This is a genomic window from Niabella hirudinis (assembly GCF_051201075.1).
GTDB classification, from domain to species: domain Bacteria; phylum Bacteroidota; class Bacteroidia; order Chitinophagales; family Chitinophagaceae; genus Niabella; species Niabella hirudinis.
This window is the reverse complement of record NZ_JBPEHJ010000001.1, coordinates 126,176-150,731: the sequence shown is the minus strand read 5'-3', so window position 1 is coordinate 150,731 and position 24,556 is coordinate 126,176. Positions and strand designations below refer to the sequence as shown.

Here is a 24,556-nt window from a genome sequence, read left to right as displayed (position 1 = left end):
AGTGCTGTTTATTTTGCGGGCACCAGTCTTAGTTCCCTCAGGTCAAACATGGATCCTTGCTCTGTTGCATTACCCGATTTCAATTCGATGGTTGTTTTACCCTGCGGAAGCTGTATCGATCCTGCTTTTTTTGTGCGATAGGTAAACCATGATCCTGTTTTGTCGGCCTTGCTTTTTATTTTTTTATTACCTGCTGCTACTTCAAATGATTTTCCTGCATTGGCGTCGGAAACGGACCAGTCAAGATAAACGTCGTATCTTCCTGCTTTTGCTATGTCCACGTTCCAGATGGCTTTGTCTTTTGCATCAAACCAGCCAAAAGCTTTCCACTCCGGCATATATTTAATGCGGTTGCCTTCGGTGCCGGCCAGCCATGATGATAAGCGATAGGACCCGTCTGCTTCTTTTTGAACCAGCTCCTGGTGGTTACCAGAGGGGCGCTTGTCTTTGAATGAAGCAGGCATTAATCCGCCCACGGCATTTACGATGATATCTTCCACCTCGGGTACAAAAGGGGACGGCTTATTGTACCAGTACATACTGCTTTCCGGTTCATAACCGCCTTCACCAATAACACGGCGTGAAGCAATATAGGAGGGCACATCGTTGGAGTATGCATTTACCCAAAGCCGCTCTGCACCATAAAGATCTTTAAGCCTCAGCGAATAATCAACCACTACTTCGCCTGCAAGGTTTACCATTGCCATTTTATGATCAAAGTCCCACACCTGAAAAGGGTAGTCAACTGCAGATGGAATGGCTTCGCCCCGTTCCAACCTTTCAAGAGCAAGGCGGGCATAATATCCTTTCACTGTTTCATCTTTTGTCCATTCCATCAACTCTGTTGCTGTGGGTACCTTGGAAAAAGGCAATTTGATCCATTTCATGCTGCCGGAGGGCGGTGTATTGATCGGCTGCAGTTGCGCGGTCAACAGCTTGTCTACATTATCAGCAATTTCTTTACCGTGCTGCTGAACATTTTCCCAGCTTCCGCGCGGCGCTGGGTTGGCATCGCCGGCGCAGCCCAAAGCGATCAGTGCGGTTGTTCCGGGATGTCTTGCTTCTATTAGGCGGTGCGCCTCGGCAATCCAGTCGCCATGAATTTTGTGCTCCTCACCACCCATCGTGGTGCCGTGGCAGGCATAGTTCAGGAAAACGGTTTTTAATGCACCATTGAGATCTGTTATTTTCAGGATGGGCAATGCCAGGTCTACAGGTCCGTCTTTTGTGCGCCGGTTGTTTGCAAACTGCGCCTGCCCCTGTCCCCATGATACAAGGGAGGGTTTGCGGTTGTTCAATGCGGCTACCGCCAGATCTTTCAGTTTCTGTGTAAGCTGTTCGGTGTACCGTGTAATTTCGATGAGCTGCTTCAGTGCCAGGAGGGAGTCGGTAAAATGCCCGTTCCTGTATTGCAGGATATTGATCAGGTTGCCTACTTCCGGCCCACCGTGTGTGTGGGAGGCGTAAATGGCAACTTGTGCGGGATCAATTCCCTTTTCTTTAGATAAAAAGTCGGTAACATTTTTTGTAATGCGCCAGGGAATACCTACCAGGTCTACGGTGATCATTACGGTGGGGTGCTGCTCATCACTACCCAGTGCAAGCGCCTTGGCGGCGATTGGTTGAAGCACACTGTCTGCATCTGTGCTGAGCCGTGCCGCATACCCGGCCATACGAATGGGAAACCGGGGCGTGATGTCGGCACTGGCAGCACCTGCTTCGATGTTTACCTGGCCGCTGGTTTTCAACTGGGAAAAAGCAGCCGCTCCCGGCATCAACATGCCTGCCCATGCAAGCGCGATACAGAGTACCGGAGCGCGTTTAGGGGTTAATGAAATGATAAATGCAGACCTCATGTGGATGTTGTTGAATAAATTGGGCATCATTGTATAAAAGCTTTTTTAGTCAGTAATTTCAATTTTTAACGGGTTTCGTTGTATCACATTTTTCTGTTCTGATCTTTCAGAAGGGTAGCCAGCTATGGTCCTGTGTCCGCGGGACTGCGCCGGGAATTAATCGTTTTGCCGGGTCGTATCCAACGTCTTTTTTCATTTGCGTACCTGTTTTACGACCTGGTGCACTCCTTTGCTAATGCGGTCTTCCACGTTTCCTGCCCACCTCCAGGCAGGGTGGCCATATTCATCCAGATGGGGGCCTCCTTCATATCCGCCTTCTTCCCAAACCCGCCTCGAAGGAATATAGGCAACCATGGTATTGGTATACCCGAAAACCCAGGTGGCACCTGCTCCAAATGTCCGTTTAAAACGGAGCGAGTAATCAACTACGGTTTCACCTCCTGTTGCAATAAATAATAATTCCTTGCCCAGCTGCCAGGCCTGTACCGGGTAATAAGGATAAGCCGCGGGAAACCGGATCCCTTTGTCGATCAGTTGCAGCATACGCCGGCCCCACCGGGCATGAATAGCATTGGTTCCGGTGGTGATAGGGCGCAGTTTTTCTTCTGTTACCCTAGTTTCATAATCGAGGGTCACAAATTGAAATGCTGTTTGCAGTTTGGATGAAACCGGCTGCATCGGCCCGCCGATCACAGTTGTTACGGCATCCGACAGCATTTTTCCATATTTTTCGCACAATGCAACGGTGCCGCGGGGCAGGGGGTTCTGGTCGCCGCCACAGGTATTAAAAAACAGTGCGGTAACACCGGGATAATGTTGCTCAATATTGATCTGTGCAAAGCCCGGGTAATCGCCCGACCACAGATTGCCATACAGGGTAGTGGGGTGGCAGGCATAACCAAACAGGATCGCCATGAGTTTGCCGCTGGTATCCTTTACAGATAAAACAGGCACATAATGATCTGTTGCACCTTTAAGCTGTTTTCCCTCGGCCAGCATGGCCGGAACGGTTGCTTCAGCATTGTCGCGCCGGTTAACGGCAAATGTGCATTGCCCTTCTCCCTTATAGATCCGGACAGGCTGCAGATTTTTTAACGCTTCATCTACTGCGCCGATGATCTGTTCTTCCATCCGGTCTGAATATTCATCCACCAGTTTTTGTTGCTGATCATCTGCCGGGTAATAATCCTCCAGGTCGCAGCGGAGACGCGGCCCCGAATGATTGTGTGAAAAGGTGAGCATGAACTCCGAGCGGCTGAGCTGAAACTGCTGTTGTATTTTTTTGTACAGGCTTTCATATATGACCCGCGACATACCCTGGTGGTCAGTGGTCACCATAACGGCGCGTTTGCCCGCCTTTGTTTTCAGTGCCAGTACTTTCACCCATATATCGTGCAATTTGCCTTCGGCAGGACGCTTTACGCCAAAACCGGCAAGCCATACATCCGTAACAGGGGTAATGATGCATCGTGCAGTTCCGGCCATCCATCCGGTATCATCCCCGGGGTGAATGCCTTTGTCTATACTTTTGCGGGGATCATTTATTGGGGTGTAAGAAGAAAGAACTGCAGAAAGTATAACGATGCAACCGTATAATATTTTTTGATAGAGCGTCATTTATATTCAAGTCCGGTCCGTTTATAATTTTAACCGGAATACCCGGTTGGCATTGTCAAAAAACATCTTTTGCGTTGCGGTTTTATCAGGTGAAAATTTTTTGATAACTTCTATGTCTTGCCAGCCGGTGCAGGCGCCTCCCGTTCCTTCACTGTCGGAGCAGTCGCTGCCGTAGATCAGTTTATCCTGGTGGCGTTTTAAAAAAGATCTTGTAAAATCTTCATCGCGTTTAAGCGCTGCCAGGCCCGATCCGGCGGAAAGATCGCCATAAACATTGTCGTACCGGGTAAGGAGCAGATCCGTTAACCCGCCGGGGGTAACTTTTCCGGTAGGGTAAAGGGTATTCTGATTGCTGTAGTTTTTATCAATATGGGCCCACCAGGTTTGTGCATGACCGATAAAGTTTACTTTTTTGTATTTGCGGAGCATGTTGTGCAGGCGTTCAAATCCCCAGTTGTACATTTTATACTGGAAGTGAATCAGCACCGGCACATTGTAGTCCTGCGCTAATTTGTAAATGGCCTGCATTTCTTTTGAATCGCAATCAATATTGAATTTCAGCTCGCCTATCACGCAGGCGCCCAGTTTCAGATATTTTTCAATCTCTTTGATGGCTCCAGGTGCATCGGGTACTTCATTAGCGCCGAAGAAATAGGATCCCTTATACTTTTGGGCCAGCTGGTAACAGGCTTCATTGGGTGTTGCTTTTGCCTGCAGGCCGTTTGAAACGCCATAATGTGTAGAGCCCATGCTCATCGGATGGCCGGAGGGAAGCAGTACGGTATAGCTAACGCCCATGGTCTTCTGGTGGGCCAGAAGTGCCGCATCACTCCGGTCTGCATAGTTCGTATGCTGATGTATGTCGATAATCCTTTCTGCCGTTTCCGCCTTAAAGGCGTGCTGCCATGCCGCACCTTTTACAGAAGCCATCGTGAAAAGGCCGGCGCTTAATACAGATGATTGTTTTATAAAATTTCTCCTGGATGATTTTTCCTTTGCCATAATAATTGTAGGGGTTAAACGGATCAGGCCAGACTGTTCCTGTTGGCGTATACTTTTTCCAGTGCATGAATAATATCGTCCATGTCTGCTTTGGTGCCCAGCAAAATAGCGCCTGCGCTGATCACTACAACCGTTTCTGTCACCCGGTCGCAGGAAGGCAATTCAAGGCTGTCTTTAAAAAGTTTTATCTGCTGGTTGGTATAACTTTTTTTATAGCCGCTCAGCTCTAAAATATTGGTTGCCCATAAATCGTGCTGCATGCCTTTTATATAACCTCCGGCGGGCACCCCTTCTGCATTCAATGCCTTCAGGAACACCTGGCGCTCCACATTATTGAAATGCTTTTTATCGTATGTAAAAGCGTACAGATAGTAACCAGAGCTGTTGGTGCCTTCATACTGGAGCTGCGGGGTGAGGCCGGGAATATTTTTTATTTTGCTGCTTAGGTAGTTGGCATTTTCATTCCGTTTTTCAAAACGTTCAACGGCCTTGTCCAGCTGCGACAGGATGATGCTGCCTTCAAATTCATTCATCCGCAATTTTTGGCCAATGGTAGTGTTCTGCCCCTTCCTGTTGGTGCCGTGGTTTTGGATGGTATATACTTTATCCATCAAGGCATCATCATTACCTATAACAGCGCCGCCTTCGCCGGCGGCTATTTGTTTGCTGCCCTGGAAGCTAAAACAGCCCAGCTGGCCAATAGTTCCCAATTGGCGGCCTTTGTATTTAGCAAAATTTGCCTGGCAGGCATCTTCAATCACGGGGATATGGTGCTTGTTGGCCACGGCCATGATTGCATCCATATTACAGGCAGAACCCATGATATGTACCGGCATGATCGCTTTTGTGTTGGGGGTGATTTTTTGGGCAATGGCCGCCGCATCAATCTGGTAGCTGGGATAGTCCAGGTCGGCAAATATCGGGAGCGCCCTGGCAGCCAGTATGGAGGAAATGGTGCCAAAATCAGTGTAAGAGGAGGTAATCACCTCATCCCCAGGCTGTATATTTAATGCATCTACGCAAACGCCCAGAGCCTGCGTTCCGGAGCCCGTGCCTACGCAATATTTTGCCCCTGTAAGGGCCGCATATTTTTTTTCAAAAGTAGCCACGGTGCCGTTAACCGGGTTATTGATCCGGCTCCAGTTGCCGCTTTTGGTGGTAGCGGTAATATTGTTGAGCATCTGCTCATCAACAATCATGGCCGGCCACTGCGGCCAGGGCTTTGTTCTTACGGGCGCTCCGCCGCCGACAGCCAGCTTTGCGGTGCTGCTTTTGATATACGGACCCGCCGGTACAACCGTTGGCAGGGTAAGTGCTGCTGAACTGGCAGACAATACAGAAATAAATTTTCTGCGGGAGTATTTCTTTTTATTCATGGCAAGTTGTTTTCAAAATTATTGTGTTCGTATTTTATAACCCCGGAGGGAATAATAAAGAATCATTAAATAACAGGGCGCTACAATCCAGTAAGCCTTTTGCGGGTTAGATACATCTGCAAAATGGCCATAAGCCAGTGGTAGCAGGGCGCCACCGCAGATGCTCATAATAAGTATAGAGGAACCGAGTTTGGTAAACCGGCCCAGGTTTGAAATAGCCAGCGGCCAGATTGCGGGCCACATAAGTGCATTGGCAAGCCCCAGCAATGCAATAAATAATACCGAGAGGTAACCTGTGGTAAACAAGGCGCAGAGCAAAAAAACGATGCCTGTCAGTGCCGAATATTGCAGCGCTTTCTCCTGCGACAGGAATTTGGGCATTGCGATGATGCCAATCAGGTACCCGATGAGCATGGCCGTTAAGGTCATGCTGGTAAAAAATTTTGCGGTTACCATAGGAATGCCCTGGTAAGAACCGTAATCGATAATGGTATTGCCGGAAATTACTTCAACACCTACGTAAAGAAATAGTGTAAATGCTCCGATAATGAGATGCGGAAATTGAAAAATAGAATTTTTATTGGCTGCGGGGGCCGTGTCTTCCGCTGCTTCCTCCTCTTCCTCAACCTCCGGGAGACCGGAATATTGAACCAGTAGCGCCAGTATAACCAGTACTATAGCCATTATAATATAAGGTAATACCACGCGGTGCGCCAATTCGTTCAGCGCTACTGCCTTTGCAACGGGATCCAGTTTTCCGATATTCTGACTGATAGCATCGGTGTCATTTAAGATAACCGAGCCCAAAATAATCGGTGCAATAATACCGGCAACGCCATTGCATATACCCATGATGCTGATCCGTTTGGCTGCTGTGTTTCGGGGACCCAGTATGGTTACATAGGGGTTAGACGCCGTTTGTAAAACAGAAAGCCCCGCGCCCTGAACAAATAAGCCGGTTAAAAACAGGGGGTAGGTGCGGGATAATGCCGCAGGGATAAAAAGCAGGGAACCCAATGCCATAACCATTAACCCCAATGATATTCCTTTTTTAAACCCGGTTTTTTTCAGGATCCATCCCCCGGGAAGCGCCATTACAAAATAGGAAATATACAGTGCAAAAGCTACAAGGTATGCCTGTGAATTATTCAGCTCACAGGCCAGTTTTAAATAGGGGATCAATACGGAGCTCAGCCAGGTTACAAAACCAAATACCGAAAATAAAAGGCCGATAATAATCAATGATTTTTTGATCGATTGTTGCTCACCCAATGCCATCGTTAAAGTTTTATGCGCGATAATTTTTTGAATTTAATGATTTCAGTGCATTCTGCACGTTTCCGTTCCGGAACAATATTTCCCTTGCTTCTTCATAATCGTTGATGGCACCCAGCCGCATCAGCATCTTTACCGCCCTGTCGGTAATCTTATGGTTGATCAGTTTTACGTTTACCATCTGGTTGTCAACAATACGGTCCAGCCGCACCATGGTAGTAGTGCTGATCATGTCAAAAATCATTTTGTGCGCGGTGGCACATTTCATACGGGTACTGCCGGTTATAAATTCAGGCCCGGTGATCACTTCAATGGGATAAAGGGCCTGGGCGGCAATAGGGCTGTCGGGGTTACTTACAATACACCCGGTATCAATACCTTCTGCCCGGCATTTTGTAAGCGCTGCCAAAACAAAGGGGGTTGTACCGCTGGCGGATATGCCCACAACAATGTCTTTTTGATTAATATGCTTTTCCTGAAGCCTTTCCCAGGCTTCATTTTTGTCGTCTTCCATTTCTTCGCGGGCTTCTACAAGCCGGTCTACTCCCCCTGCCAGGATCACCTGGAAGAGGTCCGGGCTCACACCATAGGTTGTAGGCAGCTCAATAACATCTAAAACCGATAAGCGGCCGCTGCTGCCGGCGCCTACATAAAATAGTCTTCCCCCATCTTTTATTTTTTCCACAATAATTTCTATTAATGCGTTTATGCGGGGAAGCTCTTTTTCAATAGCGGGGGCCACAGTCTTGTCCTCTGTATTGATTAATTCCGTTAGTTCCCCAATTGATTTCTTTTCGAGATCCCTGTGGCTGGATGGTTGTTCCGTGATTCTATTCTGCATGAAAAATCGTTTTGTAAGGTTAATTGTGCGGTTTTTGTGCGTTCTTTAATTGCGAATATACGCAAATATTATGTTTCGGTTTATTTTTTGATTTTTTCATCAAATAAAACTTAATATGTTGTCAGCGGTGAAGGACGGGTATTGATGTACGTGGTTTTACTGATGGCACTGCGCCTGCCGGATGGGGTGATCACAATCGTTTTTAGTATCCTTTTTTCGCCATCCGGAACTTTAATAACAATGGGTTTTTCATACAGGTAGTCCGTTTCCCTGGGGGGCATATTATCCAGTGTATAAAATATCCGGGCTCCTTTTACGGTGGGTTTTAAACTTACCGAAAAGCTTTTTCCCTGAAATACCCGGTCGTCTTCTGCTCCAATGGCCATGGGCACAAAGAAGTGGGTATCGTTTTTTTTATCGATCGCCCATAAATGCAGCGGGAGCCGGTCTTCCAGAAATGGTTTGTATTGCTTTTGAGCGATGGGGGTCCAGCAGGCTTCTGCAAATGCCAGCATCCTGGGCAGGATCATGTATTCCACTTTTGCCGGAGTAGGCATATACTCCGTCCATACGCAGGCTTCGGCGCCCATCACGTAGTTTTTTTGTTGGGCTGTTAGTGCATCAGAGGCAGGGTTATAATTGTATACTTTGCTAAGCGGGTTAAGACCCGGAAACCCCAGCGGCTCCTGTTCCGGCTTAGCCTGGTAGTGGTCAAAATAGATATAATCATTGGGCGCCATGATTACCTGGTGATTTTGTTGTGCTGCTGCAATGCCGCCTTTTTCACCCCGCCAGCTCATTACGATGGCATTGGGGGCCAGGCCGCCTTCCAGGATCTCATCCCAGCCAATAATGGTGCGGCCCTTCGCGTTTACAAATTTCTCAATGCGCTGTATAAAATAGCTTTGCAGCTCATGCTCATCTTTAAGGTGATTATCTTTAATACGTTGCTGGCAGTATTTACAGGTCTTCCAGCGGGTTTTAGGCACTTCATCGCCGCCAATGTGGATGTATTTGGAGGGAAACAGCTCCATTACTTCGGTTAGTACATTTTCCAGAAAGGTAAAGGTTGATTCCTTGCCGGCGCAGAATACATCTTCATAAATACCCCAGCTTTCGATGGTTTTAAACGGGCCGGGATGATCGCCGCAGGCCAGCTCGGGGTAGGCTGCCAGCGCCGATATGCAATGCCCCGGCATCTCAATTTCGGGAATAATGGTAATGTACCGGTCGGCTGCGTACCGGATCAGTTCTTTTACCTGTTGCTGGCTGTAAAATCCGCCATGGGGAATGCTGTCGTAGCCCATCGGCTCATCCTGCGCACTGCCCAGCAGGGTTTGAGCGCGCCAGGCACCGGCCTGGGTAAGCCCGGGGTATTTTTTTATTTCAAGGCGCCAGCCCTGGTCTTCCGTTAAATGCCAGTGAAAGGTATTGAGCTTGTATTGCGCCATCAGGTCAATAAACTTCTTTAAAAACTCAAAGGGGAACATGTGCAGGGCCACGTCTATATGCATGCCCCTGTAGCCGAACCGTGGTTTATCGCTGATGGTTCCTGCGGGAATACCGGGCGTACCCGCATCGGTAAATTTTGATAGCTGTATCAGGCTTTGCAGGGCATAAAACATTCCCGCGCCATTCCCCTTCAGCACAATATTTTCGGGGTCGATCTTCATTTCATAACCTTCTGACGGCGCTGATTGGCTATTAAATATAACGGCATTGCGGTTATGAGACGGACTGCCTTTTTTGAGCGGCAGATGAAGTCCTTTTGTCTGTTTCAGAAATTCCGCATAAAGCCCCGCAATGCGTTTTGTTTCTTCGGAATCATAAATAAGAACGGTATTGCTTTTTACAGAAAAGCTGCCCTGCCGGGCTGTTACAGAAGCGGGATAGGGGATCACATCCGTAAACCGGCTCGTTTGTGATTGCGCATTTGCTGTAAGGAAAGCTAAAAAGATAACCGGAAATAATTTGTTCATACCCGTTCTGGATTAAATATTTTTTGTTTATATGCCCGCCCCGGTTCGTGTCTTCACGAACCGGCCAAAAGTCTTCACGGACCGGCAAAAAGCCATTTATTGTCAATTTGCGTTTTGCTTGCGGTTTTTTAAAATAAAAATACGCAAAAAATACTCATAATGTCAAATTGTTTTTATATTCGTTGCTCAAAGAACGTGCTTACTTAAATTTTTTTGGATGCTGGTGGTCCGTTTAGTACTCCCAGGTCGGTTTTCTGTAAGAACGGGTGCTCATTTGGAGAACCCGGGGTAAGCTTAAGCCCGTTCAATATTTAAAAGGATTGCAAAGCTATTCATCATGGGAGCGATTGATAAAGATAAGAGTGGAAAATTTGCCCGGTTGCTGCAGGTGCTGGGACCGGGAATCATTACAGCTGCATTGGTTTTTGGGCCCAGTAAAATGACCATTACCTCAAAATTGGGGGCCAGCTATGGTTACGACCTGCTTTGGGCTGTTGTAACGGCTATATTTTTTATGGCGGTATTTACAAGAATGGCCTCCCGGATTGCATTGGCCACGGATCAGTCTTTTTTGTCCCTCATAAAAGAACGCTGGGGTAAGCCCGTTGCCGTACTGGTGGGTATCGGGGTTTTTTTTGTAACGGCCTCTTTTCAGGCGGGCAATTCAACCGGGGTGGGCATCTCATTGGCAGAAACAACGGGTATCAGCTCCAAAGTATGGGTCTTGTTGGCGAATGCACTGGGCATTACCTTGTTATTTTTTAAAGGGTTTTATAAAATCCTGGAAAAAATTATGATCCTTTTAATTGTGATCATGCTCGGTTCTTTTATTGTGACCTTTTTTTTAGCAAAACCATCGGCCGGCAGTATGATGAAGGGATTGGCGCCGGCTTTGCCCGAAGGCTCTTTAGGGTTGGTGATCGCTTTGTTTGCATCGGCCTTTTCCATCGTTGGTGCGCTGTACCAGTCCTACATGGTTCAGGAGCGGCGGCGATTGTCGCCCCATTTGCGGCAAAAACCCTCCGATAGTCTGCCGGGTATTTTGATCCTGGGTATTATGGCCAGTATTGTGCTGATCTGTGCGGCTTCCGTTTTACATCCCGCAGGAGTAGTGGTTACCAATGCTACCGATATGTCTAAGACACTGGCGCCATTGTTTGGCGATTACGCCGCGCATCTTTTTCTGGTAGGTTTGTTTGGCGCGTCCTTTTCTTCACTGATCGGTAATGCATCTGTGGGAGGCACACTGTTGGGTGATGCACTGGGTTATAAAGGGCAGCTGAGCTCCAATGTTGTGCGGGTATTGATTGCGCTGGTAATGATTATTGGCGCCTTTGTGGCATTGCAGTTTGATAAAGCACCGTTGGAGCTGATTGTGCTGGCACAAAGTGTTACCATATTGGTGGTACCCTTTATCGGTATTGCAATGTACAGCATTTCCAATGATCGAAAAATAATGGGAGGCTACGTAAATACACCGCTCACAAAAATTATTGCCGGCATTGGGCTGCTGCTGCTGCTGACGCTGGCAGTTGTTAATATTAAAGAATTATTTTTTAAATAAGTATATGAATGAATTGCAATTGATTGAAGAGGAATTGTATCAGCCATCGGCCGCTTTACTGGATGACCTGCGGGCGCTGACCGGCGATATTATTTTTTTGGGCGCCGGCGGAAAAATGGGCCCGGGTATGATAAAGCTGGCCAGCAGGGCGCTGCAGCAGGCCGGGATATCAAAGCGGCTCATCGCCGTTTCACGGTTTAGTGATGAGGCTGCCCGCAAGGAACTGGAGGACCTGGGCGTGGAAGTGATTGCGGCCGACCTGCTGGATGAAGAACAGCTGCAGGCGCTTCCGGACGTTAAAAATGTAATGTACCTGGCAGGAACGAAATTTGGCACAAAAGGAAATGAGCCATTTACCTGGGCCATGAATGCCTATTTGCCCGGGCGTGTTGCGGAAAAATATAGAAATTCAAGGATCGTTGCTTTTTCAACCGGCAATGTTTATCCTTTTTCAACCCTGGATCAGGGCGGCTTTTCAGAAGAAACAAAACCGGATCCGGTAGGGGAGTATGGTCAGTCCTGTTTAGGACGTGAGCGCATCTTCCAGTATTTTTCTAACCTGCATGGAACCCCGGTACTGATTTACCGGCTCAATTATGCCATTGATCTGCGCTACGGGGTTTTACTGGAAGTAGCAAAATCGGTGTATAAAGAAAAGCCGATTGATATATCCACAGGTGCTGTTAATGTGATCTGGCAGGGCGATGCCAATGAAATTGCCTTAAGGAGCTTTTTGCATTGCAGCGCACCGGCAAAAATTTTAAATGTTACCGGCCCGGAAACCATCAGTTTAACCTGGCTGGCAACGCAGTTTGGAACCTTGTTTGATAAAGCGCCTGTTTTTACCGGGCAGGTGCAGAATACGGCCCTGCTGAGCAACGCATCCGAGGCGCACCGGCTTTTTGGATACCCGCGCGTTGGCTTAAAAAAAATGATCCGTTTAGTGGCCGACTGGGTGCGCCTGGATGGGCAGCAAATAAACAAGCCCACGCATTTTCAGGAACGACAAGGTCAATTTTAATGCATACCCGTTATGAGCTTACCAGTAACTATAAAACAAATTTTGCAGGAAGGAATCGCCATTCCTGCGCATCCCTTGGCGCTTACTGCCGAAAGAAGGTTTGACGAGGCTACCCAACGCCGGTTAACCCGTTATTACCTGGCCAGCGGCGCCGGCGGAATAGCGATAGCGGTGCACTCCACTCAATTTGAAATAAGAGATCCCCATATCAATTTGTTAGAAACCGTATTGCAAACTACCGCTGATGAAATTGATAAAAGCGGCAACAAGGATTTTGTGAGAATTGCCGGCATCTGCGGACCCGCAGACCAGGCGGTTAAAGAAGCCCTGCTGGCTAAAAAATACGGGTATCATCTGGGATTGTTGAGTATGGGCGGTTTAAATGACCTGACCGAAGAGGAGCTGATCGAACGTACAAAGGCGGTTGCCGATGTGATCCCTGTATTTGGTTTTTATTTGCAACCTGCGGTGGGCGGGCGGGTACTGAGCTTTGCGTTTTGGAAAAAGTTTGCCGATATACCCAATGTACACGCTATCAAAATTGCGGCTTTTAACCGTTACCAGACGCTGGATGCCGTAAGGGGTGTTTGTCACTCCGAACGGGCAGCGGAAATAGCCCTGTATACCGGGAATGATGATAATATTATTGCCGACCTGCTGACGACCTATCATTTTGAAATAAACGGGAAGCAGGTGCAGAAGGATTTCCGCGGGGGCTTATTGGGCCATTGGGCGGTATGGACGCATGCTGCTGCTGCATTACTGAACGCTGTTAAAGCATATAAGGCCGGAAACAATGAAACCGCGGGCGAATGGCTTTCAAAGAATATATCGGTTACGGATATGAACGCTGCCATTTTTGACCCCGCCAATCATTTTCACGGCTGCATTCCCGGTATACATGAAGTGCTGCGCAGGCAGGGCCTGCTAAAGGGCATCTGGTGTTTAAATCCCGATGAAGTTTTATCGGCGGGGCAGGCTGATGAAATAACCCGGGTTACCCGGGCTTACCCGGAATTGATTGACGATGATTTTGTAAAAGCATTTTTGCAGAATGATAGGGGATAGCTTTTAATAAAGGGGAACAATGAAAAGAAGATCGTTTATAAAAAATACGGTTTCAATGTCATTATTGCCAATGATAGCCCCCCTGGCGGGACTGGCTGCTCCATCGAAAAATATGAAAATAAAAATAGACCATATTGCTTCTGATTTTGAAAGGCAGCCCCTGGTGCGGCCCTTTGGATTTAAGGGCGGTTATTTGACGGAGCTGTGGCAGGCCGTATCATTGATGCAAACAGCAACCGGCAAACCCCAGGTAGGACTTGCCACGCAGAGCGTACTCTATGGCGATCCGGATGTTTTTGCCGGCCACTCGGAAAGCGCCGGCAATGCATTGATGTATGCCTTGTCGGAGAAGGCCTTACAGCTGGCAAAACAAACGCCTTTTGATACGCCCGTTGATCTTTTAACAACTATTTTACCCGAGGTGGCCCGGTATGCCATTTCTGTTACCGGAAGCAATAACGTGAACCTTAACTTTATTTATAATGCATTGGTAAGCGTTGATAATGCCGCATGGCTGGTATATGCATCCGAAAACAAATGCGCTGATTTTGATACAATGATTCCCCCGGTTTACCGGAAGCCGCTAAGTACGCATAACTCCAGGATCGCCGTTATGTACCAGGTGCCTTATGGTATGCCGGTAACGGATCTTTTAAAGGCAGCGGAGGAAGGCTATTTTGTTTTCAAAATAAAGACCGGGATGCCTGGCAACCAGGAACAAATGCTGCAGTCGGATATCGACCGGCTTACCCTGGTGCACCGGACGCTTAAAGATTTAAGAACGCCCCAGACAAAAGACGGACGGTTGATTTATACACTGGACTCAAATGGCCGTTACCAGAAAAAGGAAAGCCTGTTAAAGTACCTGGATCACGCAAAAAAAATAGGCGCATTTGAGCAGATAAAGCTCATAGAAGAGCCGTTTTGGGAATCCAGCAATGACGATGTGAGTGATTTGGGCGTGATTATAGGCGCCGATGAAAGCGTACATACGGAAGCCGATGCGGTTAAAAGAATTCAGCAGGGATATAAGGCCATCGTGCTAAAAGGAATTGCTAAAACCTTAAGCATAAGCTTTAAAATTGCAAAAGTGGCTTATGAGCATCATGCAGCCTGTATTTGCGCGGATCTGACAGTAAACCCCCTGTTGCTCGACTGGCATAAGAACCTGGCCGCCCGCCTGCATCCGTTTCCGGGAATCGGGATGCCGATGATGGAAACCAATGGCGACATGAATTATAAGAACTGGGAACTAATGAAAACGTACAATGCGGTGCAGCACGCCCCCTGGCAACAGGTAAAGCAAGGCGTGTTTGAGCTGGATGATGATTTTTATCGCCGGAGCGGGGGCATATTTATGGGTACGCAACACTATGAAAGTATGTTTAGGAAGAAATAATATTTTAATACCGAAATGATTATGAACAATAATAAAGGGCGCAGGAATTTTATTAAGAAATCGGCAGTGATTGGGCTGGGTGCCACACTGAGCTTTGATGCCGTACTGCCTGTTGTTTTAAATGCAACCGGAAAACCCGCAGTGTTGGGCGGAAGGCCCCTGGTTGGCGCTCCCTGGCCTAAATGGCCCATCTGGAACCGGGAAACGGACGAGCCGTTGGTGCTCGAGGCATTACGCAGCGGGGTATGGTCGCGCGCTGAAAAAGTAACGCTGTTTGAAAAGAAATGGGCCGCGCTGATTGGTGCAAAACGGGCGCTGGCAACCGTTAACGGCACCAACGCATTAATTACGGCGGTAGCTCAATCCGATATTGGTGGCGGGGATGAAGTCATTTTGCCGCCCTATACCTTTATTGCTACCCTTACCGCCATACTCAATGCCGGCGCCATGCCGGTATTTGCCGATGTAAATCCTGATACCTTCCTCATTGATCCGGAAGCGATAAAGAAAAAAATCACCAGCCGCACCCGGGCTATTTTACCGGTGCATATCTGTGGATTGCCCGCAGATATGGGCGCCATTATGCAGATTTCAAAAGAGCATAACCTGGTGGTTATTGAAGATGCCTGCCAGGCCTGGCTGGCGGAGATCGATCATAAAAAAGTAGGTACTTTTGGCCATGCCGGATGTTTTAGTTTTCAGAACTCCAAAAACCTGCCCATTGGTGAGGGCGGGGCCATTGTAAGCGATGACGAGGCTTTTATGGATCGCTGTGTTTCTTATCATAACCTGGGATTGCCCTATGGCACGGCTTCTGCACGCCCGGGCAGCAAGTTGCGGTTAACGGAGTACCAGGCTGCTATTGGAATGGTACAGATGGAGCGGCTTTTGCCGCAAACAGCCACCAGAAACGAGAATGCCCGCTATTTGGTGCAACAAATGAAAACCATAAAAGGCATTACGCCGCACACTTTAACCCCCGGCGTTACCCAGGCGGCGTACCACTTATTCCCCTTTAAGTATGATCAACGCTTCTTTGCCAACCTCCCCAGGGCCCAATTTCTAAAAGCCTTGCAGGCCGAAGGCATTCCCTGCTCCGGCGGGTATATGCCGTTAAATGATATCAAGAACCTGGGCAATACCTTTGAAACAAAAAATTACAAAAAGATGTATGCGGCATCCGAGCTGAGTTACGAGCGGTTTAAGGAAAACAACCAATGCCCTAAAAATGAAACGCTTTGCCATGAGGCTGTTTGGCTGCCGCAAAATGTACTGCTTGCCAACAAAGAGGCGATGGATATGATTGTTTCGGCCATTCAAAAAATTCAAAAGAACGCCGCAGCTATTAAGAAGGGTACAGTATAAGTGTTTATTTCACTATTTGCCACAAATACAGGAAAGCACCGATTTTTGATATGCCGCTTTGTAGAGGTTTTTTTGCCGGACGAAACTGTTCCCAAAAACCATCAGTGTTTCAGGGCTTCAGTGGCAAACATAGGGGCATAAATGGCTTTTACCGCAGGGGTCGCAAGGGTTCCGCTATGTTCGCTAAGATTTTATTGTCTGATCCGTTCCCGTTACATAGATACTTTGTATAATCATATCGCCATTAACTTGGGGCTGTCTCAAAAGTCGCTTTACAGCAGGATGTCGTTCTCCCGGGTCCAAAGATGTCATCCCGGGCTTGACCCGGGATCTATTCCATATTTCAGCATCTATTGACGAACCATCATCTTTAGATGCCGAAACAATCCCGATCGCTCCTATCGTGTGGACACATTTCTTTAGATTGAACGGTTATCACGAATAAAGACTACGATGGGGAGCCTGTAACATACGATAGAATGCATCGGAACACAGACTTTTATTCCGCAAAGTGCGTGGGTGGCAAGTTAACTTTTGTCACTGAAAGCTGCAGCGCAGCGCTGATCCTGTTAGTAAACGACAATACGGGTAATAAAGGTGCAGCGCACCGGTAATCATTGCGGTTTGTACAAGCGGTGCACAGGAAATTACCGCCGCGCTGCGGCTAAGGGAAGTTTTAGATGCTCATAGTTATAAGGGTCAACGGCGCGCTGCGCCTGTTTGGCATTAAAAGATGCGATCTTTTGGGTCTGAAAGGCTTACCCGTACTGTATTTCATGGTAACAGACCTGTTCTTAACCTGACACGCATGCGCAAGGCGGGAGCAAAAGCTGCAAGCAAGAAAATTATGGTCCTGATCTTACTTAAACAGCAGACCCTATTTAATGATTTTTCCTTGCGTGCTTAGCGATTAAACCGCCACGCAGCACGGGCCCGGAGGTTTGCACGAGTTAAGATTTGATTGATCATAATAACCGCAGGTTGGTATCCTGGTATTTGATCAGGCTGGGGTCGCCGGGCTCTAATTCGGTAATCAGGTAATTGACCTGGTTTACGTCGCAGATTTTTATGGTTTGAACGGTATTTAATTTTTCAGAAATAGTAACCACCACCACTTTTTTAGCAGAGCGTATCAGGGCTTTTTTGGCCTGCACCACTTCCCAGTCAAGATCGGTTAAGCCTTCTTCAACAGAAAAGGCATTGGCTCCCAGCAAACACAGGTCTGCCTTTATTTCTGAAAGCTGGTTGATCATACCGGATCCAACATGAAGGTTGGCATTTTTCAGCAACCTTCCGCCGATGGTGATCACTTCGATATTATCAAACTCAGAAAGTGTAATAGCTATCTGGGGGCTGATGGTAAAGAACGTGGCCTTCATGCTTTTGGGAATCATTTTGGCCAGTTCCAGTATGGTGGTACCCCCTTCGGTAAGTACGGTCGAGTTGTTTTTTATAAGCCTTAATGCTTTTTCCGCGATGATTTTTTTGGATTCCAGGGCGTAAACTTCATTTTGTCCGCTGAAAGGGGATATAAATGAAGGACCAACGGCGCCCCCATGCACTTTTACCACCTTCCCTGTTTCGGCCAGTTCAGTAATATCCCGCCGGATGGTGTCGTCTGATACTTTTAGCTGCAAACTCAGGTCTGCGCACAGGACTTTGTTGTGCAGATTGATTTCCTTTAAAATAAATTTTTGCCGTTCGTCTTTACGCATAGTGATGATTTAGTGAAAGCCGTGTTTCATGTTAACAATTTACTCTGGAAAGGGTTTGATTTGATTGTAAATATATATTATATATTGGAAAAATACATCCTGACCGGTAGCAGATAAAAGATCGTTGCGCTCATCCCCCTGGGGGTACTCCCATAATGCATGCTACCATGCAGGCTTTTGCAATGCCACCGGTTGCCCGTTGTTTTTTCTGCTTTTTGCCGCGGCGTCCATAAACGCGTAAATCTCAAGTGTTTCTGCAGCGCTCACCGGCGGCGTGCCGGTTTCAAAGAACCGGATGATTTCTTTTAACATCGGGTTATAGCCATCATACTGATCCATAAATACCGTTGCTTTTTCTGCATGCACAATGCCCCCGTAATCGTGCTTGCCGTTGCGGGTACCACGAAAAACGCCGATCCTTCCATCATCCCAGGTACCTACCACAACATCGGTATCTGCCGTGGAGGTCTGACTTACACGGATACAGCCGGTGCCCATTACGGTGTACAGCAGTTCTACACCATGTATACCATACCAAAACAGGTCGGTATGCGTAGGTTCGGTTTTAGCCGGGCTAAAAGTACTGGCCCCAAGCACTTTTCCAAAGGCATTGCTCCGTACCTGCTGGGCTTTTTCCACATAGCGCAGCGAAGAAGCTGAAAACATAGGCGTATGGTATTTTTGGGCCTGCTGATAGATGCTGATTACATCCTTCATGTTAGCGGCAACGGGTTTATCGATAAATACTTTTTTACCGCTTTTAAAAACTTTTACCGCCTGCTCCAGGTGCAGGGCGCCATCATTGGTTTCCAGCATCACCACATCGCAATTTTTCAGCAGCTCGTCAATAGAGCCGGCAATGGCAACCCCGTTTTCTTTTGCATCTTTGGTATACTGACCGATGCGGCTGTAACTGCTTTCAATTTTTTTACTGCCATAGGGATAGGCAACCGATACATAATACCCGTTATACATGGTGGTTTGCCGGGCTTTATTTAATGATTTGATAAATTCAGAGGAGTGGGAGGTATCCAGGCCAATAATGCCCACCCTGCGCCCGTTTTTTTGGGAATTAAAAAGCGGTGCAAAGCCGGAGCCCCATGTTGCGTACAATCCCGCAAGGCCGGTTGTTTTAATAAAAGTCCTCCTGGTTGATTTCCTGTTCATATAAATATCATTTATATATAATGAATTGATTCCGCATCAAAAATAAAAACTTTAGGTTTTTTTGCGTATAAAAATTAAAAATACCGCAAATAAAACGCAAATAAAAATTGTTTTACCCGTTTTTTGCCGTTATATTGCGTGTAATATATACTCTAAACCGCTAAAACCATGCAAAACGGCATCATGCGGATTTTTTCATTGCAGCTCCCCGGATAACATCAGGAAACACAAAGTGCGCTTTCAAATTTTAAAAACATCTATTTATGCGTATTTCCCTTTTTAAACTGCTTTTCTGTACCGGTATCTGGATACCGGGTGTATGCACCGCACAAGTGCAGGTTAGTGGTGTAGTGCGCGCTAAAACAGACAACCGGCCATTGCAGGGGGTTACCGTTCAGACAACCGGCCAACAGGCAATGACAACCGTTACAAATACGGAGGGCCTCTATCAATTGAGTGGCAGCGGTGCTGCAGACTCCCTGCGTTTTTCGCATGTGGGTTTTGAGCCGGTTGTTGTTGCCATAGCCGGCCGGTCAAAAATTGATGTGCAGCTTACATCTGTTAATGCTTCCCTGAACGAGGTTGTGGTAATCGGTTATGGATCGGTACGTAAGCTGGATCTTACGGGCTCGGTAGGAACGGTCAATGTAGAAGACATGAAAAAGGCGCCCGTGCCCTCTTTTGCCCAGGCCCTGGCCGGAAGGGTAGCGGGCGTGCAGGTAAACAGTACGGACGGGCAACCCGGCGGAGGAATGAATATAATGATCCGGGGAGCCGGCTCGCTTACCCAAAGCACAACGCCCCTGTATGTGGTAGACGGTTTTCCAATAGAGGACCTGGATCCCAATACGCTGAATATGGATGATATCGCTTCCGTTTCTATTCTTAAAGATGCCTCATCTACCTCCATTTATGGCTCACGGGGGGCAAACGGTGTAGTGCTCATCCAAACGCGGAGGGGCAAACAGGGAAAGCCGGAAGTGACCCTTGGCGGTACTATGGGCTACCAGTTAAAACCGCCGCTGATCCCGGTAATGAGCCCCTATGAATTCGTAAAATACCAGATGGAACTGAACCCCAACTCCTTTAATACACCGGCTTATACGGCACTGGGAAAAACGCTGGACGATTACAAGAATGTACAGGGAATCAACTGGCAAAATGAGGTATTAAACACCGGGGCGTATCAAAACTATAACCTGGGCATTCGCGGAGGTTCAGAGCAAACAAAATACGCAGTGTCCGGTTCCGTATTTAATCAAAAAGGAGTCATTGTTAACACGGGGATGGATCGCTATACCGGACGGCTCTCTTTAGACCAGACCATTTCAGCAAAATTTAAGGCGGGTGCTAATATGGCTGTTACGCAAACCGATGTTTACGGACAGCAGATACGTTCTATTTATGGGGGAGGTAACGCCACGTCTTCTGCATTGATCCGGGCATGGATGTACCGCCCTGTATCGGCTATTGAAGGGGAGGATCTGCTGAATGAAGATGCGGATCAGCAAGCCGTTAATACCAGCGATTTCCGGATCAACCCGGTTACGGATCTGCAAAATCAATACCAGCATACAATACGTAACCAGCTGCAGTCGGATGCCTTTATAAGCTTTGCCATTACCCCCGATCTTATTTTGAAAGCTGCCGCCGGATTTATGCAGTCCAATGTACGTAATGAGCAGTTCTATAACTCCAAAACATCGCAGGGAAGCCCGCTCAATCCGTCTAACAAAAATGGCGTATGGGGAAGCATGAGCTACAATAATTCCAATAGTTTTTTTAATGAGAACACGTTGAATTATAAAACCACAATAGGGAAGGATCACTTTATAAACGGCATGCTGCTGTTTGGAGTAAACCAATATAAAACCATGTACTCCTCCTTTACCGGCACGCAGCTCCCCAATGAAGTAAAACGCATGGATGGGCTTGATGAATCTTCGGGAGGCAGTTTTACAGCCCCTGTCATTTATAATACCCGCAACACCATGATATCCTATGCCGCAAGGATCGATTATAACTTCCGGTCAAAATACCTGCTTACGGTAAACTTCAGGGCCGATGGATCTTCCAAATTTTTGCAGCCCTGGGGCTATTTTCCAGGGGGCGCTATTGCGTGGAATATGAGCCGGGAGAAGTTCTTTAGCCAGGCCTTCCCGTTTATTACAAACGCTAAACTGAGGGCAAGCTATGGCCAAAACGGAAATAATCGCGTAGGCGATTTTGATGCCTATGCCAAGCTTTCGCTCAACAATACGGGGCAGGGATATTCTTTTAACAACCAGGCGCCCATACCCGCGGCCTATTTGTCTACGCTTGGTAATCCACTGCTCCGTTGGGAAAAAACGGAACAAATGGATATTGGTTACGAAATCGGGCTGCTGGATAACCGGGTGGGACTGGAGGTGGACTGGTACCGGCGTACGGCCTCCAACCTGCTGGTGAGCACGGACCTGCCCCAGAGCTCGGGCTTTGGATCGGCCCAGGTAAATATCGGCAGCCTGCGCAATACCGGCTGGGAGTTTACGCTGAATACAACCAATATAAAAACAACGGATTTTAACTGGACCAGTAGTTTCAATATCAGTTTTAATAAGAACAAAATTTTATCGCTGGCCTATGGCCAGTCGGCGTTGAGCAGGGTACCTGTCTATCTTTCCCAGTTTGGACAACCGCTGTATCTTTCCGAGCTGGGCAAGCCGGTAGGGATGATGATCGGTTATATCTGGGATGGCAATTACCAATATCAGGATTTTAATAACCCGGCCCCGGGTGTATATATTCTTAAACCGGATGTTGCCGCCAATGGTACGGCACGCAACGCCGTGCAGCCGGGCGATATAAAGCTCCGCGATCTGAATGGCGATGGAACCGTTAATGCAGCCGATATGACTATTATTGGCCGGGGGCAGCCCGTTCATATTGGCGGATTCAACAACAATTTTAATTATAAAGGCTTTTCGCTGAACGTATTTTTTCAATGGTCGCAGGGCAACAATATTTACAATGCTAACCGGCTCTTGCTGGAAGGCAATAGCAACGGGTTTGCCAATATTAACCAATACGCCACCTATGCCAACCGCTGGTCGCCGGAGAACCCCACCGATGAAAATTACCGTACGCGGGGGCAGGGGTTTATAGGCTATTTTTCGTCAAAGAACATTGAGGATGGGTCGTATCTGAGGCTGAAAACATTGTCCCTTTCCTATGCGGTTCCTTCCAGGCTGATCAGGAAGGCCTGGCTGAGAAATCTTTCGGTGGATCTTTCTGCTCAGAACCTGTTTACCTGGACCCAATATTCCGGGTTGGATCCCGAAGTATCCGTAGCAGATAATGTACTCATGCCCGGCTACGATTTTTCGGCATACCCCAATGTGCGCACGATTGTATTTGGTTTGAAAGCCACTTTTTAACCACCTTATTTTAATACGATGAAACAACTATTTTATCTGCCGGTATTATTGCTTGCTGCAGTGAACCTGGGTTCCTGTAAAAAATTTCTGAAGCCGGCTCCAACCGACTTCCTTAACACCGCTAACTATTATCAAACGGAGCAACAGTTGAATTTTGCATTATCCGGGGTATACAATACCGTGGGCAACGGCGGGTTTTGGGGCAGCTATGCCAACTATTTACTGGACTGGGATGCGGACATTGCCTATATGAACCGGCTTACCTTAAACGGGCCTTTTAACTTTAATTACTCCGCATCAGATCCGTTTATGACAGGGCTGTGGAGCACCTTGTGGGATGGTATTAACCGGGCCAATGTGCTTATGGAGAACCTGGACAGGAGCACAGCCATACCCCAGGCCACCAGAGATCGGATAAGGGGAGAAGTGTTGTTCCTGAGAGGATATTATTATTTTACCCTGGTGCAGTACTGGGGTGGGGTGCCGCTTAAATTAACGGCTATCAAATCTCCATCGGAAGTATCGATAGCCAGGGCATCGGCAAAGGATGTATATGCGCAGATACTGGCGGATATGACGGCCGCCGAGCCGCTGGTGCGCAGTATTAAAGAACTTGGATATCCGGGCGCCGTCAATAAATCTGCGGTACGCGGCATGCTGGCCCGGGTTTGCCTTACCATGGCTGGTGAACCGCTGAAAGACCTGGCAAAGTACCAGGATGCAAAGATGTGGGCAAAAAAAGTGATGGACGATGCGGGCGCCGGGCATAGCCTCAACCCCAGCTATTCCAATATTTTTATTACACAGGCGCAGGATAAATATGATATCAAAGAAAATCTGTGGGAAGCAGAGTTTTATGGCAATAATGCAGACCCTGCTACACTGGCCTTTGCCGAGTGGACAAATATCGGCTATATTAACGGGCCTCCCTCAACCCTGGGCTCCGCTACGGGCAATGCCGCCGCTTATATGACAATTACGGCAAAGTTTTACAATTCGTTTGAAGACGGCGATCTTCGAAAATGGTGGAGCATTGCCCATTTTAGCTATGTAAACTCTCCGGTAAACGGACTAAAGCTGCTGAATGGTTTACCGGCTACCGAGCGGGACAAATGGTACCTGTACCCTGCCAAATGGCGGCGCGAGTATGAAGCCATACCAAGGGGAACATCGGTAGTATCGGCCACCAATATGCCATTGATACGTTATTCGGATATCCTGCTGATGTTTGCCGAGGCAGACAATGCCATAAACGGGGCGCCTACGGCCGATGCTATTGCGGCCGTAAACCTGGTCAGACGCCGGGCCTGGTCTGCCGGTGTTAAATCCATCGCCGTTACCAATGGAGGCAGCGGCTATACCAGCGCGCCGGCAGTATCCATTTCGGCTGGTGATGGAAGCAGTGCCGCGGCAACGGCTGTTATCCAGGGAGGAGCTGTGGTGGCTATTAACCTGAACCGCGATTCTTCGGGTGTACGTTTCTTCCGTGAAGGCAGTTATTCCAATGTTCCTTCCATAACCGTTTCCGGTGGCGGCGGCTCCGGAGCTTCCGCCACAGCATTGGTTTACAAGCCAACCGATGGTGATGTTCCGCCTGCGGCACGGGCTTCTAAAGAGGCTTTCCTGTCATTTATCCAGGATGAGCGCATGCGTGAATTTAATATGGAAGGTTGCCGGAAGGCCGACCTGCTTCGTTGGGGAATTTTTCTGAAAGTAAACCAGGATATGGGAAACCAGGCACAGCAGGATTCGCCGGGCGCCGGGTTTGTACTTTCATTTACGCGGGCATCGGCCCGCGATGTGCTGATGCCGATACCGGATAAAGAAATGATCAATAATTTAAAAATGACGCAGAATCCCGGATGGTAATTGATTCCTGGTTCACAAAAGAAATA

At 47.8% G+C, this 24,556-nt stretch carries 16 protein-coding genes; 7 read left to right on the top strand and 9 right to left on the bottom strand.

Features of this window, described 5'->3' with window-relative positions:
- Positions 1-8: 8 nt before the first annotated feature.
- From GGU45_RS00585 to GGU45_RS00555, 7 genes are all read right to left on the bottom strand, one after another.
- A complete protein-coding gene (locus tag GGU45_RS00585; RefSeq protein WP_435221044.1) occupies positions 9-1,856 on the bottom strand; it encodes a neutral/alkaline non-lysosomal ceramidase N-terminal domain-containing protein in 1,848 nt (615 codons plus the stop codon).
- Between the two features lie 192 nt (positions 1,857-2,048).
- The gene (locus GGU45_RS00580; RefSeq protein ID WP_435221042.1) at positions 2,049-3,473 is read right to left on the bottom strand and encodes a neutral/alkaline non-lysosomal ceramidase N-terminal domain-containing protein; all 1,425 of its coding nucleotides are present in this window, start codon (positions 3,471-3,473) and stop codon (positions 2,049-2,051) included.
- A gap of 21 nt (positions 3,474-3,494) precedes the next feature.
- Complete coding sequence (locus tag GGU45_RS00575; RefSeq protein ID WP_435221040.1) at positions 3,495-4,475, bottom strand: amidohydrolase family protein; 981 nt, start codon at positions 4,473-4,475, stop codon at positions 3,495-3,497.
- Positions 4,476-4,498: 23 nt separating this feature from the next.
- On the bottom strand, positions 4,499-5,851 hold the full coding sequence (locus tag GGU45_RS00570; RefSeq protein ID WP_435221038.1) for a DegT/DnrJ/EryC1/StrS family aminotransferase: 1,353 nt from the start codon (positions 5,849-5,851) through the stop codon (positions 4,499-4,501).
- A gap of 18 nt (positions 5,852-5,869) precedes the next feature.
- On the bottom strand, positions 5,870-7,129 hold the full coding sequence (locus GGU45_RS00565; RefSeq protein ID WP_435221036.1) for a sugar MFS transporter: 1,260 nt from the start codon (positions 7,127-7,129) through the stop codon (positions 5,870-5,872).
- A gap of 10 nt (positions 7,130-7,139) precedes the next feature.
- Positions 7,140-7,967, bottom strand: coding sequence for an N-acetylmuramic acid 6-phosphate etherase (locus GGU45_RS00560; protein ID WP_435221034.1), 828 nt, complete (start codon positions 7,965-7,967; stop codon positions 7,140-7,142).
- A 110-nt stretch (positions 7,968-8,077) separates the two neighbouring features.
- Complete coding sequence (locus GGU45_RS00555; protein WP_435221032.1) at positions 8,078-9,946, bottom strand: beta-N-acetylhexosaminidase; 1,869 nt, start codon at positions 9,944-9,946, stop codon at positions 8,078-8,080.
- A gap of 337 nt (positions 9,947-10,283) precedes the next feature.
- On the opposite strand from GGU45_RS00555, the gene GGU45_RS00550 reads away from it, so the two are divergent.
- Genes GGU45_RS00550 through GGU45_RS00530 form a run of 5 tightly spaced genes read left to right on the top strand, consistent with a single transcriptional unit; the run spans position 10,284 to position 16,363 of the window.
- Positions 10,284-11,510, top strand: a complete 1,227-nt coding sequence (locus GGU45_RS00550; RefSeq protein WP_435221030.1) for an Nramp family divalent metal transporter — start codon at positions 10,284-10,286, stop codon at positions 11,508-11,510.
- A gap of 4 nt (positions 11,511-11,514) precedes the next feature.
- Positions 11,515-12,531: an NAD-dependent epimerase/dehydratase family protein gene (locus tag GGU45_RS00545; protein ID WP_435221028.1), complete on the top strand. Its 1,017-nt coding sequence runs from the start codon at positions 11,515-11,517 to the stop codon at positions 12,529-12,531.
- 12 nt (positions 12,532-12,543) lie between these two features.
- Positions 12,544-13,599: a dihydrodipicolinate synthase family protein gene (locus GGU45_RS00540; protein WP_435221026.1), complete on the top strand. Its 1,056-nt coding sequence runs from the start codon at positions 12,544-12,546 to the stop codon at positions 13,597-13,599.
- Positions 13,600-13,654: 55 nt separating this feature from the next.
- Positions 13,655-14,998 (top strand): L-alanine-DL-glutamate epimerase, encoded by a 1,344-nt coding sequence (locus GGU45_RS00535; RefSeq protein ID WP_435221024.1) that lies wholly within the window; start codon positions 13,655-13,657, stop codon positions 14,996-14,998.
- A 21-nt stretch (positions 14,999-15,019) separates the two neighbouring features.
- Complete coding sequence (locus tag GGU45_RS00530; RefSeq protein WP_435221022.1) at positions 15,020-16,363, top strand: DegT/DnrJ/EryC1/StrS family aminotransferase; 1,344 nt, start codon at positions 15,020-15,022, stop codon at positions 16,361-16,363.
- Positions 16,364-17,328: 965 nt separating this feature from the next.
- On the opposite strand, the gene GGU45_RS00525 is transcribed toward GGU45_RS00530, so the two are convergent.
- Positions 17,329-18,078 carry a DeoR/GlpR family DNA-binding transcription regulator gene (locus GGU45_RS00525; protein WP_435221020.1) on the bottom strand — a complete coding sequence of 250 codons (750 nt, stop codon included), beginning with the start codon at positions 18,076-18,078 and terminating at the stop codon, positions 17,329-17,331.
- Between the two features lie 162 nt (positions 18,079-18,240).
- The gene (locus tag GGU45_RS00520; RefSeq protein ID WP_435221018.1) at positions 18,241-19,245 is read right to left on the bottom strand and encodes a Gfo/Idh/MocA family protein; all 1,005 of its coding nucleotides are present in this window, start codon (positions 19,243-19,245) and stop codon (positions 18,241-18,243) included.
- A gap of 263 nt (positions 19,246-19,508) precedes the next feature.
- On the opposite strand from GGU45_RS00520, the gene GGU45_RS00515 reads away from it, so the two are divergent.
- A complete protein-coding gene (locus GGU45_RS00515; protein ID WP_435221016.1) occupies positions 19,509-22,661 on the top strand; it encodes a SusC/RagA family TonB-linked outer membrane protein in 3,153 nt (1,050 codons plus the stop codon).
- An 18-nt stretch (positions 22,662-22,679) separates the two neighbouring features.
- Complete coding sequence (locus GGU45_RS00510; protein WP_435221014.1) at positions 22,680-24,530, top strand: RagB/SusD family nutrient uptake outer membrane protein; 1,851 nt, start codon at positions 22,680-22,682, stop codon at positions 24,528-24,530.
- Positions 24,531-24,556 lie beyond the last annotated feature (26 nt).